We start from the raw sequence: 13845 nt of genomic DNA on the forward strand, positions 1-13845 counted from the left end.
GTCTTTACTAAGAATAAAAAACTACTTAATAAGTAACTTATAACTTATGCAGTGTGTCGATCATTTATAAATCAGTCATTATCACTACGGATGTTATATGGCTGTTAATTCAGATGGCTTTATTCTATGCGTGATTTGCTTTAAAACAGAGGGAATGGGAATAGCTTATATCTTTATGATATGAAGTGTGTTTTGTGTCTTGCCGCCGGGCAAGTGCTGGTAGTTAGATGAATGAATATCCGAGATGATTAGGCCTTTATGGTTTTTTCTTCTGCGATGTTGATTTTTTGTGAAATGTTTGCCAGATTGGAATCGCATCTCTCCAAGGCGAGGCAGCCCCTTGTTTTGGTTAGCACGTTGATCGTCACCTTTGACGATATCAAGGATGAAAAATGTCACTGCTAGAAGTTAATAACCTCCGAATAGAGTACCCGTCTCGCCATGGTGTCCACGCGGCCGTGACCTCGCTGTCATTAACGATTGAGCGTGGTGAGATTGTCGGCGTGGTCGGTGAGTCCGGCGCAGGTAAATCAACCGTTGGAAATGCGGTGATTGATTTACTTAGCCCTCCAGGACGCATTGCCAGTGGCGATGTATACCTCGATGGTCAAAAAATATCGGGCCTGACACCCAATCAAATGCGCAAAGTGCGTGGCGATAAAATTGGATTTATTTTTCAAGATCCCATGACCTCGCTGAACCCGTTATTTACCGTCGAGCAACAGCTGACAGAAACGATAATAACCAACCTTAATCTAACGTCCCAGCAAGCCTATCAGCGTGCGATAAACCTGATGGAGCAAGTCGGGATCCCAGAGCCTGAGTTGCGTATTAAGCAGTATCCGCATCAATTTTCTGGTGGGATGCGTCAGCGCGTGGTGATCGCGGTCGCATTGGCCGGTGAGCCAGATTTAATTATCGCTGATGAGCCAACGACAGCATTGGATGTTTCGATTCAAGATCAAATTCTCAATTTGATTCGCGATTTATGCCAGCAGAAAAACGTGGGTTGTATGTTAGTGACCCACGATATGGGCGTAGTGGCGAATGTGACCGATCGTGTCGCGGTCATGTATCGAGGTGACTTAGTTGAACTTGGCACCACACAGCAAGTGTTGGGCGATCCGCAACATCCTTACACCCAAAGCTTAATCTCCGCCGTGCCACGCTCCGATATCAAACTGGATCGTTTTCCTTTGGTGAATTACATCGAAGAAGCAGGTGAAACCCTTGAGCTGGATGTGAAGAACCACTGGCTAGGACAAAGCCAAGACCAACGCGCTTATTCTGGCCCCTTGTTACAAGTAAAGGACGTCTCGTTGCGATTTGTGACCAAGGATTCGTTTTTTGCCAGCCGTCGCGAATATGTCCAAGCCTCGGACCACGTCAGCTTTGATATTGTTGAAGGGGAAACTTTTGGTCTGGTCGGCGAGTCAGGCTCCGGTAAGTCAACCATCGCTCGGGCGATTACCGGGCTGTATCCGCCCAATACCGGCCAGATTATTTTTGAAGATATCGATTTGACCGCGATAAAAAGTGAGCGGGCCCGTCGTCCAATCCGTCGTCAAATGCAGATGGTGTTTCAAAACCCCTATTCATCCATGAATCCGCGGATGAAGATTTATGACATTATCGCGGAGCCGATTCGCTTTCACCGCTTGGCAGAAAGTGAGTCGCAAATCCGTCAAATTGTCGGAGACTTGCTCGATCACGTGGGATTAGGCCGTGGTGCTGGAATCAAATATCCGCATGAGTTTTCTGGTGGCCAGCGTCAGCGTATCTCGATTGCCCGCGCACTGGCGACGCGACCACGGTTGCTGATTTGTGACGAGCCAACCTCCGCGTTAGATGTCTCTGTTCAGGCTCAGATCTTAAATCTGCTTAAAGATCTGCAAGACGAGCTCAATCTGACCATGTTATTTATCAGCCATGATTTACCGGTGATTCGTCAAATGTGCGATCGCATTGGGGTGATGCGTAAAGGTCAGCTACTTGAAGTCGCTCCAACCGAGCAACTGTTTACTGACCCACAACATGAATACAGCCGTCATCTTATCTCATTAATGCCTGAGTTTAAGGGAATGAGCACAGAAGGTTTGCAACCGGCATAGCGTGCTATGTCGACGCGGCCAAGGGCCGCACCGTATCTATGATGCAAACACAGCAGGGGCTATATCCCCTACGCATAAAGGAGCTATGCAATGAAAACAATGAAGAGCAAGATAGCCGTGGCACTCATGGCCGCTGGCCTGAGTTTTAGTGCTGCCGCTGCCGACATTACAGTGGCTTATGACGCGGATCCCGTTTCTTTGGATCCGCATGAGCAACTGTCTGGTGGTACCTTACAGCTAGCACACATGGTCTTCGACCCCTTGGTCCGCTTTACCCAAGAGATGGACTTCGAGCCTCGTCTTGCCACCTCGTGGGAGCGTATCGATGATGAAACCGTGCGTTTCAATCTTCGCAAAGGCGTGACGTTCCACTCTGGTAACGCGTTTACCGCTGACGATGTGGTATGGACCTTTGACCGTTTGAAATCATCACCTGACTTTAAAGGGATTTTCACCCCAATCGTTGACATCAAAAAAGTCGACGAGCACACAGTGGATGTGGTGACTGACGGTACTTATCCGTTGGTGGAAAACGTTATGACCTACGTGTTCCCCATGGACAGCAAATTCTACAGTGGTGAGACCGAAGACGGACGCGACAAATCTGAGCTGAAGAAAAATGGCTCAACCTATGCATCAACACACTTGTCAGGCACCGGGCCGTACGTGGTCGACGAACGTGAACAAGGCGTAGTGGTTGAATTTGACCGTAATGAGAATTACTGGGACAAAGACAGCGTAGGCAATGTCGACAACATCACACTGCGTCCGATCAAAGAAGATGCCACCCGTGTCGCGGCACTGCTATCGGGTGACGTCGATATGATCGCCCCTGTATCGCCCAACGATTATCGTCGTATCGATCGCTCTGATAATTTGCAGCTGGTGACCATGCCTGGTACACGCGTGATTACCTTCCAAATGAACCAAAGTGTGGTGGAAGAATTTAAAGACCCGCGTGTCCGTCAAGCGGTGGCGTATGCGGTCAATAACGAAGGCATCGCGCAAAAAATAATGAAAGGCGCCGCGACACCGGCAAGCCAGCAAAGCCCAGTCGGTTATGCGGGTTACAATGCCGATCTCGCGCCGCGTTATGACTTGGCGAAAGCGAAAAAGTTGATGGAAGAAGCCGGTTATCCTGATGGTTTTTCTGTCACCATGATTGCCCCCAATAACCGCTATGTGAATGATGAAAAAATCGCTCAAGCGGTATCCGCGATGATGGCGAAAATCGGCATCAAAGTGGATTTACAGACCATGCCAAAAGCGCAGTACTGGCCTGAGTTTGATAAGTGTGAAGCCGGTATGCAAATGATCGGCTGGCACCCAGATACGGAAGATTCGGCTAACTTTACCGAGTTCCTCACCATGACCCGCAACGCTGACACGGGTAAAGGGCAGTATAACTGTGGCCATTACTCGAACAGTGAAGTGGACAAACTGGTACTCGATGCGAATTCAGAAACGGATCTGGAAAAACGTAACGCGATGCTGCAAAAGGTCGAGAAGATCTTGTATGACGATGCGGCTTTCCTTCCTCTGCACTGGCAAGATCCGTCTTGGGCAGCCAAAAATAACGTTAACATCAAACCGATCGTTAACGGTATGAACTTCCCTTACTTCGGCGATTTAGTGGTCGAGTAATGGATTGACACAGGGCCCCAATCCTGGGGCCTTGATTATCCAATCGCTTAGAGGCACACATGGTAACGTTTTTAGTCAAACGTCTGGTACAGGCACTGATTGTGATGTTTGTCATCAGTCTGGTGGCGTTTGCTATCCAAGACAACCTTGGCGACCCCTTGCGGGAGCTGGTGGGACAATCAGTATCAGAAGCAGAGCGCGATGCGCTGCGCGATGAAATGGGGCTTAATGATCCCTTTATAACCAAATATACTCGCTTTGTCGGTCAGGCCCTACAAGGTGATTTAGGCAATTCTTACTTCTTTAAACGACCGGTTGTCGATGTCATTTTAGATAAACTGGGCGCCACTTTAGAGCTGGTGGTCGGTGCGGCGTTGATCATCGTGGTGGTGTCGATTCCACTTGGTGTGTACGCCGCTATCCATCCCAAAAGTATACTTACCAAGATTATCATGGGCTTTAGTATCGTAGGGATTTCGATTCCCGTGTTCCTTACGGCAATCATGCTGATGTACGTCTTTTCCATTGAGCTTGGCTGGTTACCTTCCTATGGGCGAGGGGAAACGGCCAATTGGCTAGGTTGGGAGTCTGGCTTTTTCACCCTAGACGGCCTTGCGCACTTAGTATTACCCGCCGTGTCATTAGCTTCTATCATGTTGCCGCTATTTATTCGCTTGGTGCGTTCTGAAATGCTGGAAGCGTTGGGCACTGAATATGTCAAATTTGCGCGCGCGAAAGGGCTCCCCGAAAATAAGGTTTATTATCAGCATGCATTGAAAAACACCATGTTACCTGTGGTGACTGTAGGCGGAGTGCAAATCGGCACCATGATTGCCTATACCATTTTGACAGAAACCGTGTTTCAGTGGCCAGGAATGGGCTTTCTCTTTCTTGAAGCGATCAACCGTGTCGATACACCTTTGATTACTGCCTATGTCATTTTCGTCGGATTGATCTTTGTCGTCACCAATACATTTGTCGACTTACTGTATGGCCTGATTAATCCCACGGTTAACATTACCGGTAAGGAGGCGTAAGCGATGACACAAGCACATACCACCCCAAGTCGCTGGCAACGCTTTTTGGCCTCAGATTTCCTCTATCACTTTAAGCGTGACAAGGTGGCGATGGCCAGTTTTGCCATTTTTATGGTTTTTCTCCTACTGGCTGTGTTTGCGCCTTTGGTGGCACCAACCAATCCTTATGATTTGATGTCGATTGATATCATGGACTCAGAGTTACCGCCTGCTTGGATGGAATGGAGCGATCCTCGCTTCTTATTAGGGACGGATAACCAGGGCCGAGATATCTTATCCACTATGATTTATGGCCTGCGTATCTCTCTGACCATTGGCCTATGTGCGGTGGGATTACAGCTCATCTTAGGGACAATCATAGGACTGAGTGCGGGGTACTTTGGCGGACGGATAGATAGCTTCTTTATGCGGATTGCAGATATTCAGCTGTCTTTCTCTACCATGATGGTGGCGATCATTGTGTCTGCGATTTTTAAAGCCAGCTTTGGTAGCGAGTTTTATAGTCAATATGCGATCTTGATGCTGGTGGTGATTATTGGGATTGCCGAATGGCCGCAATATGCGCGTACTATTCGTGCCTCTGTACTGGCGGAGAAGAAAAAAGAATATGTTGAAGCGGCGCGTGTGATGGGGTTTCGATCACCGCGTATTATGTTCCGGCACATTCTTCCCAACTGTCTGTCTCCGATCTTGGTGATTTCAACGGTTCAAGTGGCTAACGCGATTATGTCAGAAGCGGCATTATCGTTTTTAGGCTTGGGTATGCCTGTCGATCAGCCGTCTTTGGGCTCATTAATTAGTATTGGCTTTAATTACATTTTCTCTGGTTCGTGGTGGATAACGGTCTTTCCTGGTATTGCCTTAGTGCTGCTGGTGTTGGTTATCAACTTGCTGGGTGATTGGCTCAGGGATGTGTTTAACCCCAAAATTTATAAAGGATGAGAAAAATGGCTGCGTACGCAGCCATTTTTGTTCGTACCTAACAGCTTGAGAATCGTCAGCTTGAGTCATTGTATGACTTTGCTTAAGCTGATGAACATTAAGTGACGAAGGGAGTAAATCATGGGGCGGTGGCGAGGTCTGGTTGTCACGCTAATGGCAACGTGGGGAATGATATCCTCAGTGAATGCAGCGCAAACACCTTGTGCGATTATCGACAATCAGCAAGGTTGGCCGATCATTGGTGAAAAATGCGATATTGGCAATGGGCTGTGGGGTGATCAGTCTCCTGATCCGCAAAGTTCAGCATTTTGGGTCCAGTGCGGTGCCACAAACGGGGTGCCATCACGTCAGTTTTATCAAACATTGCGCCAAGGTTTGCCGGATTTACCCTTTCAAGTGCAAGTCCGCGAAGGGCGTGGTCGTTGTTTAATTGGTCCCTATCAGGCTCTCGATGTCGCCAATGTGGTGCTTAAACGTGTACGCATGTTTGGTCCGACACGCCAAGCGGTGTTGCGCCAAACCCGTCAACCCCTATCTCAGCCTGCAGTCATACGCTTGCCGCCACTGGCGGAGACAAAAGCGTCTACTATGTCAGAGACAAAAGCGTCTACTCTGCCAGAGACAAGCGGAAAAGCAGCCCAATCCGAAGCCGCCTTCAATTTGAGCCACTTTGGTTTACCTGAGCCTGAGCAAGGTGACAAACAGTATACGGAAAAAGGGATGAGCTGGGTGCGGCTACCTTATGCGAAGGCGGAACCGCGTTGTCAGCAAGAAGGAATGGTACTTGCGTCCAAGCAGGACTTAACCCAGGTCGCCCAAGCCACCGATCAATTACCGATGCGTTTACCTTACTGGGTACAAGGCGCCCAGGGTGTTGATGCCAATACCGGCACGGTGGTCACGCGTAATCAAGTGGCAGCGCTCAATGTATTGTGTAAAAAAGGATAGCGAGTCGGCAAACTGGGGTTAGCTTTGATAGTAAGGTTAACCACAGAAGCGATGCGTGATGGCATCGCATCGACAAAAACGCCCCATTTTATGGTGGGGCGTTTTTGTTACTGTCAGGCGTATTATGCTGCGGGCGGACGCTCGGGCAGTGCCATTTTTAAGGCGGTGCGCGAGATATCGCTGGCCGCTTGTCCTTGGTTGAGTTTATCTAACACATCGGCAAGGTAGGCATAATCACTGACATCAGTACGGTATTCGAGTGCTTGCTCAAAGTGGCTGCGCGCATCTTGCCATTTGCCTGCTTGCATCAGCAGCTGGCCCAGCGCGCTGTGAACAACCGGATTATGGCTATCGCGGGTTAGCAACTCTTCTAGCATGACCACGGCCGGATAACTGTCGGGCAAGTTGAGCGTAGGGATCAGTGCAATCAAGCGATCATCGGGCCGCTTTTTCAAGGTTTCACGCAATAAGATGTAGGCTTCAGAATCGGCATTTCGCGCCGACAAATGATGCACTAATCCAGCGAGCAGTGCGGGTTGGTTACGTTTGGCCTTCGGCAGTTGGTTCCAATGCGCAAGCAGCCCTTCTGCCCCTTTCTGACTGGCAACATGCGACATAACGCCAAGCTCGGCACGCTCATACAATACGTCAAGTTGTTCACTATTGAGCAGCTGTGCTTTTTTTAGCGTTGGAAGAAGGTTGAGCAACGCTGACCAATCTTCTAATTGGATATAGGTCTCTTTCAACAGGGACAGCATCACAGGGTTGCGTGGGTGTTGGCGTTTTATTGCCCGCAGTGAGGCCAATGCTTGCTCATACTGTCCGCTTTGGCTGTGTAACTGGGCGCGAGTGAGGGCGAGCGCTAAACTGTTGGCATTGATATCGGCGGCGTGTTGTAGGTACTGATCCCGCGCATGTAAATCTTGGCGTTGTTGTGCCGCTTCTGCGGCGGCGAGCAAGTTGTGCATGGGAGCATCACTGTGTGAGCGCGCTTTAGCGAGGAGCTTTTCCGCCTTTTTCCACTCGCCCTCGCGTAATTTCATTAAGCCTGTCTGGGTCTGCTGGCGGGCTTTACGCTGTTTCCGGCCGGATAACCAACCACTGGCAGTACTGCTCATCGAAAAGAGTTTTCTTAGCACCCACTCTAGGGCCCAGAGCACTGCAATGAGCGCGGCAATGAGCACTAAGAGGGTTGTTACGCTCATTTCAATGGTTTGCTGGGCCGCTGAAATGAGCACGTAGCCTTGGTGACCAGCCAGTTGTGGGCCAACCACCAAGCCTGCCGCCAAAACGAGGACAAGTAACAGCAGTCGTATCATGATTGGCCTCCTGTTAGCGGTGCAATATCTCGGCGCAATCGGGTATCAATCTCATCACTGACGAGCGTTTGGCTGCTGAGCTTTTGCGGAAGGTCGACCCCAATACGCTGTTCGTTCAGGGCGTTGAGTTGCTCAACAAAACGGCGGGTGGCGCTAGCATCCTGATTATAAAAGCGCAGCGCCCAGTCTTGGGCCATGCCAAGTGCTTCATGATAGAGGGTGTCATTCCCTTGATAGACAGCCCGCATGGCTTGATCGAGCTTGTTTTTTAGGTTCTCTTGCAAATAATAGCTTTGTGTCGGCGAGAGCAGTGGCACCACATTACCGTCGCGTTTGCGGTAGGTAATGAAATCATCAACAAATCCTTTCAATGAGGTGGTCAGGTTTGCTTGCCAATCGTTGACCGACTCGCTCACCACCGGAGCTTGCGTTTCCTCTGCCTCAGGGATCACGGCGCTGGCAAGGGGTAAGTCCTCGACTTGTCGTTGCATGCTCGTTAAGCGCAACACTATGCCATCTTTATCCACCCGCTTGACCGCTTTTAAAGCCGTTATATCGTCAGCTAACGCTTGGCGAATCGGTACCAACGACGGGTCGTTGAGCTGGGCAATACGATGATCTGCCGCTTCCATCAGCGCTGTGGCGCTTTGCGCATCGTGCTCAAGCCACACTTTGCGCCCTGCCATACGAATTAAATAATCCGCTTCCGCAAGTAACCAATCGTTAGGTCGGCGGCCTTTCACATCGGCCATTGCCTTTTGTAGACTCTTCAGGCTGCTATCTTGTTGATTAAGTCGTGTTGTAGTGGCGTCCTCAAGTTGCTCTCTCGCTTTTTCAGCAGCTTTTTTTTGCTGGCTAAGGGATTGTTCAAGGTTAGCAATTTGAGATTGTTGCGCTGATACTGTGTTTTGTAAAACAGTCGCTTGCTGGTGCCCATGATAGAACACCCATCCACTCGAGCCGAGTGCTATCGCGATGGCAATCGCGCCAAGAACAATACCGCCACGTCCTCCTGATGATGCGCTTTTTTTTGCTGCTTTCCCTGATGAGGAGGCATCCGTGGCGTGTGTCTTGGGTGACGAGGGCGTCGTAGCCTTGTTTGATTTGGTGTCGGTGTTTTTGTTGTCAGTCATCCGAAAGTCCCGTTTTACTTAACCTGAGCAGCGTGTGAACTAGGGCTGAATTGGCCACGCTGTCAACGGTCGTAATCGTGTCAAAATCGAGCCCTGTGGCTTGATCTTGAATCCTTTTACTGGGCACCAGTATACGGCATTGGCGCAGCCAGTGCTGTCCGCTTAATGTGATAAGTTGATCAAAGTAGGCTAATTGTTGGCCACTGGTGATCACCACGGTGTCGATAGTGTCTTTAGGCCAGCTTACTACTTGCGATACTAAAGGCTCAATGGCCCATTGTCGCCGATAGGTCTCGCAATAGTGAACTTGCGCGCCTTGATCGCTGAGTGTTTTTGCCATCATATCGCGGCCACTGTCACCGCGAAGAATCACCACCTGCGCCCCTTTCACCGCCATAAATGGAGCCAGTGCTAGCATGCCCTCACTGTCTTCGCGGACCGGGTATTGGACAGGCTGGCCGCAGACGGCTTGCCACTCATGAGCAGTGCGTTGCCCAACGGCAACATAATGACAATCACTGGGCCAGGCCATCTCCTGGCGTTGCAATGCCTGATGCGCAAAGGCCACGGCGCGTGGGCTCACTGCGACTAAGATGCTGTCAGCGGGCAGTGAGCCGAGCAAGGTGGCGAAGGTTGGTAAGTCTCGCCCCGGCGCAAAACTAAGTAGCGGACAGGCGATCGCCGCCAGCCCTTGTCGGGTAAGCTGATCGACTAACTCACTGCAGTCTGGCTCGGGGCGAACAATAACCGTGGTCATGCGTCGTCTTGATAAAGTTTATCCAGAATTTGGCGCGCACCTTGAGCGAGGAGCTGCTCGGCTAAATCTGTCCCTAGTGCTTCCCCTTTCTCTAATGGGCCGGTGATTTCGGCACGTAAGATGGTCGAGCCATCCGGTTCGCCCACTAATGCGCGCAACCAAATTTTGTCGCCTTGAATTTCCGAATAGCTGCCAATAGGCACTTGGCACCCGCCTTCAAGACGATTATTCATCGCGCGTTCACAAAGTACACGTTGTGTGGTGCTGGCATCAGAAAGGGGGGCCAATAAGGTCCGAATACGTTCATCATCCAATCGACACTCGATACCCACGGCACCTTGCCCAACCGCCGGCAAGATGACTTCTGGTGGAATTTCATTACGTATGCGTTCATGTAAACCTAACCGTTTTAACCCAGCGGCGGCGAGAACGATCGCATCATACTGACCATCATCCAATTTCCCTAGGCGGGTGCCGACATTGCCGCGTAAGGTATTAATGATCAGATCCGGACGACGTTCACGTAGTTGTGATTCGCGGCGCAGGCTAGACGTGCCGACGACAGCCCCTTCGGGTAAATCATCAATGCTGTTGTAATGGTTAGAGACGAAAGCATCGCGTGGGTCACCGCGCTCACAGATGGTGACCAATCCCAGCCCTTCTGGAAACTCAACCGGGACATCTTTCATCGAGTGCACGGCAATATCCGCGCGGCCGTCAAGCATTGCTTGTTCAAGCTCTTTAATAAACAAGCCTTTACCACCGATTTTAGCGAGGGGCGTGTCCAGAATCACGTCACCTTTAGTGACCATAGGCACGAGCTCGACGGTCAAGCCAGGATGGGAAGCTTCGAGTGCTTCTTTAACAAATTCCGCTTGCCAGAGCGCCAAAGGACTTTTGCGTGTGGCAATGCGCACGGGTGTTGAGTACATGGTGTTGCTTCCTTCTTGATTCATAACCACCATCGTATCATTGCCATTGGGTGGCTCGTAATAGTCGTCAATCGCTTTCGAGATTTATGATGGGCTTATCGTCATATAGGTGAAAAAATGTGATCGATAGCGTATTATTTACGCAAATAGTGAGATCGTTGGGCGGCAAACATTGAAAGTTACGACTAAGGTAGTAGAGCGTAAAAGTTGATATTGGTCTCAAAAAGCGCCTATAGTGCGTCACGAATCTCACCACACAGGCATCGGGGTTATTGACTTTACCCGAGTTGTCGAGAGTGTTACATTGATCACGTTTTGTTATCTGCAATTGGGCGGATACGGTGAAGACAGTAACGTCGACCTGTTGACCGGGATGTCAACGAATCTGGATGATTGCCTTGCAAACATACGTACAACAGCAAACTGAGCGCATAGAGGCGTTTAACCGCGTGAGAATGGATCGCGCGCGGTCAGCAATGAGTCGTCAAGCTCAAGCCATTTTTGATGTGCTGCCAGTGCTTTTACATCTCAACCACCCCGCATTGCCCGGGTTTTGTGGCGACAGTGTGCCTTTTGGTATCGCTGATTATCAGCTTGACGAGACACAACGAGAGTTTGTCTCTGACTGTCTGATCCACTCAAAGACGCGCTTCTCCTCTTTAACTGCATGCGTTGATGAACGTCGTCGTCATCCGATTAAAGGCATGTATACCATGGGCAGTACCGGCTCGATGGGACAAAGCCTCACCAGTGATCTGGATATCTGGGTATGCATTGATGCTGCCGTCACCACCGCCCAGCGTGATAAACTCGATGCCAAGTGCATGGCAATTTCCGAATGGGCGCTAAACCAAGGGGTTGAAGCCAACTTCTTTTTAGTGTGTGAAGGGCGGTTCCGCCATCACCTCAGCCAAACCATGACCAGTGATAACTGTGGTACCAGTCAGCACTTTTTGTTGCTTGATGAATTTTATCGTTCGTCAATGCGTGTTGCGGGGCAAAAGCTGCTTTGGTACATGGTGCCGCCAGAAATGGAAGACTGTTACGACGACTATGTCGATACCTTGGTGGCAGACCATGGTCTTGACCGACGTGATTGGGTCGATTTTGGCGGCCTGCCGACCATCCCGGCGGAAGAATACTTCGGCTCGAGCTTGTGGCAGCTTTATAAAAGTATCGATTCACCGTATAAATCGGTACTTAAAGCGATATTACTCGAAGCGTACTCGTGGCAGTACCCTGGCACCCAACTACTAAGTGTTGATGGTAAGCGCCGCTTTTATGCCGGCTGGGTTGATGTATACCAGTCCGATGCGTATTACCTGATGTTGGAAAAAGTGACGCGCTACCTCGAGTCAATTGGCGACGCCCGCCGCTTAGACCTTGTCCGTCGCTGTTTTTATCTCAAAACCCATGAAAAATTAACGCAGTCACCGTCGACCGGTTCAGTGGCATGGCGGCGTGACGTGCTGCGTCTATTGGCTCATGAGTGGGGCTGGGACGAGCAGGCGTTGACGTATCTGGATAACCGTCGTCACTGGAAGGTTGAGGAAGTGCAGTACGCACACAACGAGCTGCTTGATGCGTTAATGCAAAGCTATCGTAATTTGATTCGCTTTGCGCGCCGCAATGACATCACCTCGGCGATCAGCCCGCAAGATATCAGTACGTTAGCGCGTAAGCTTTATGCCGCGTTTGAAGAGCTACCGGGTAAAGTGACCTTGCTGAATCCGCAGATTTCACCGGATCTGCACGAGCCAAACCTAACCTTGATTCAAGTGCCCGAAGGGCGAACGAATCGACCGGGATGGTATTTATATAAACATTCCCTGGATCCGGTCGACATCATCGGTCGTGCGCCACTGGCGCATAACAGCTATCTGTCTAAGCTGATCGCTTGGGCGTTTTTTAATGGTTTACTGACCGAGTCGACGCATTTGCACACCGTAGTACGTGATGCAGACGTTGATATTGATACCCTGTATCAATTGGTCAGTGACATTCGCAACACCTTCTCTCTGCGGCCGCCACGCCCAACCTTGGACGCGTTATCAAGCCCCTGTGAAATTCGTCAGCTCGCCTTGTTTATTAACTTAGAGCAAGACCCGACGTCGGCGTATAAAAAACCATCGATGCGGTTTGATTTTAAAAATAGCGATATCTTTAGCTATGGCCCCGAGCAAACCTGCCTGGTGGGCAGTGTTGATTTGGTCTATCGCAACTCGTGGAATGAGGTCCGGACACTCAACTATCGCGGTGATGATGCGATTCTTGAAGCGCTGAAAACCATGTTAGGAAAAATGCACCAAGATGCGGTGCCACCTGAATCGGTCGATGTGTTCTGCTATTCGAGTAAAATGCGCGGCCTGATCCGCAACTTGGTCTACCAACTGGTGGCGGAATGCATTGAACTTAGGCTAAAACCGGTTGAAAAGGAAAAGCGACGTCGATTCAAAGCGTTGCGTATCGGATCGCAAACGCACGGCTTGTTCTTTGAACGTCGTGGCGTGTCCGTGCAACGTTTAGAAAATTCGGTCGATTTTTATCGCTGCATTTCCACGAATAAAGTGAATGGCACGCCGGTGATGGTGGTGGATAATCCGCAAGATGTGCACCCACCCGCGGTCGTCGATGCCTACGCCAGTGAAGGCTTGGTGCAGTTTTTCTTTGAAGACTGCGCCAATGGCTACAATCTTTATATTCTTGATGAGAGCAATCGCGTTGAAGTGTACCGCCAGTGCAGTGGTGATAAAACAGAGATGGTACAGGGCGTGAACCGTTTTTATACCTCCTCTCACGACCGTTATAGCTACAGTGCTAATTTTATTAACTTTAACTTGCCGCAGTTTTATCAGATTGTCACCGATGATCGCGGTGAGCCACAGGCGTTACCTTTTAAGTGCGATACACAATGGCAGCCGCCTCGCCAACCACCTCACGATGGCTTTAGTGGACAAGTGGCGTCATTTAAATAACCCAGAGAGCGGCTTTTTAGTGCGCTCTCTGGGCATTGTTAGCGCCT

At 50.1% G+C, this 13845-nt stretch carries 10 protein-coding genes; 6 read left to right on the forward strand and 4 right to left on the reverse strand.

What is annotated here, in order from left to right; all coding sequences use genetic code 11:
- Positions 1-392: 392 nt before the first annotated feature.
- The 5 genes from BZG78_RS13885 to BZG78_RS13905 all read left to right on the forward strand — a co-directional run bounded on the left by BZG78_RS13885 (position 393) and on the right by BZG78_RS13905 (position 6682).
- Positions 393-2111, forward strand: coding sequence for an ABC transporter ATP-binding protein (locus tag BZG78_RS13885; protein WP_077661530.1), 1719 nt, complete (start codon positions 393-395; stop codon positions 2109-2111).
- A 90-nt stretch (positions 2112-2201) separates the two neighbouring features.
- Positions 2202-3755: an ABC transporter substrate-binding protein gene (locus BZG78_RS13890; RefSeq protein WP_077661531.1), complete on the forward strand. Its 1554-nt coding sequence runs from the start codon at positions 2202-2204 to the stop codon at positions 3753-3755.
- Between the two features lie 59 nt (positions 3756-3814).
- Complete coding sequence (locus BZG78_RS13895) at positions 3815-4792, forward strand: ABC transporter permease (protein ID WP_021022169.1); 978 nt, start codon at positions 3815-3817, stop codon at positions 4790-4792.
- A 3-nt stretch (positions 4793-4795) separates the two neighbouring features.
- Entirely contained in the window at positions 4796-5734 is a 939-nt protein-coding gene (locus tag BZG78_RS13900; RefSeq protein ID WP_077577298.1) for an ABC transporter permease, read from the forward strand.
- Positions 5735-5854: 120 nt separating this feature from the next.
- Complete coding sequence (locus tag BZG78_RS13905; RefSeq protein ID WP_077661532.1) at positions 5855-6682, forward strand: hypothetical protein; 828 nt, start codon at positions 5855-5857, stop codon at positions 6680-6682.
- 122 nt (positions 6683-6804) lie between these two features.
- Here BZG78_RS13905 and BZG78_RS13910 read toward each other — a convergent pair whose 3' ends face one another.
- From BZG78_RS13910 to hemC, 4 genes are read right to left on the reverse strand one after another with little or no spacing between them, the layout of a single operon-like run.
- Complete coding sequence (locus tag BZG78_RS13910; RefSeq protein WP_077577296.1) at positions 6805-8001, reverse strand: heme biosynthesis HemY N-terminal domain-containing protein; 1197 nt, start codon at positions 7999-8001, stop codon at positions 6805-6807.
- The gene (locus BZG78_RS13915; RefSeq protein WP_077661533.1) at positions 7998-9134 is read right to left on the reverse strand and encodes a uroporphyrinogen-III C-methyltransferase; all 1137 of its coding nucleotides are present in this window, start codon (positions 9132-9134) and stop codon (positions 7998-8000) included. Before BZG78_RS13915 ends, BZG78_RS13910 begins: the two co-directional genes overlap by 4 nt.
- Positions 9127-9891 carry a uroporphyrinogen-III synthase gene (locus BZG78_RS13920; RefSeq protein WP_077661534.1) on the reverse strand — a complete coding sequence of 255 codons (765 nt, stop codon included), beginning with the start codon at positions 9889-9891 and terminating at the stop codon, positions 9127-9129. The genes BZG78_RS13915 and BZG78_RS13920 overlap by 8 nt, the downstream gene beginning before the upstream one ends.
- The gene (gene hemC, locus BZG78_RS13925; protein WP_077647405.1) at positions 9888-10823 is read right to left on the reverse strand and encodes a hydroxymethylbilane synthase; all 936 of its coding nucleotides are present in this window, start codon (positions 10821-10823) and stop codon (positions 9888-9890) included. Before hemC ends, BZG78_RS13920 begins: the two co-directional genes overlap by 4 nt.
- 389 nt (positions 10824-11212) lie before the next feature.
- Here hemC and BZG78_RS13930 point away from each other — a divergent pair, with 389 nt between their 5' ends.
- Entirely contained in the window at positions 11213-13798 is a 2586-nt protein-coding gene (locus tag BZG78_RS13930; RefSeq protein ID WP_077661535.1) for a class I adenylate cyclase, read from the forward strand.
- Positions 13799-13845: the final 47 nt, after the last annotated feature.

It is taken from the genome of Salinivibrio sp. MA351, assembly GCF_001996065.1.
In the GTDB taxonomy this organism is placed as follows: Bacteria; Pseudomonadota; Gammaproteobacteria; order Enterobacterales; family Vibrionaceae; genus Salinivibrio; species Salinivibrio costicola.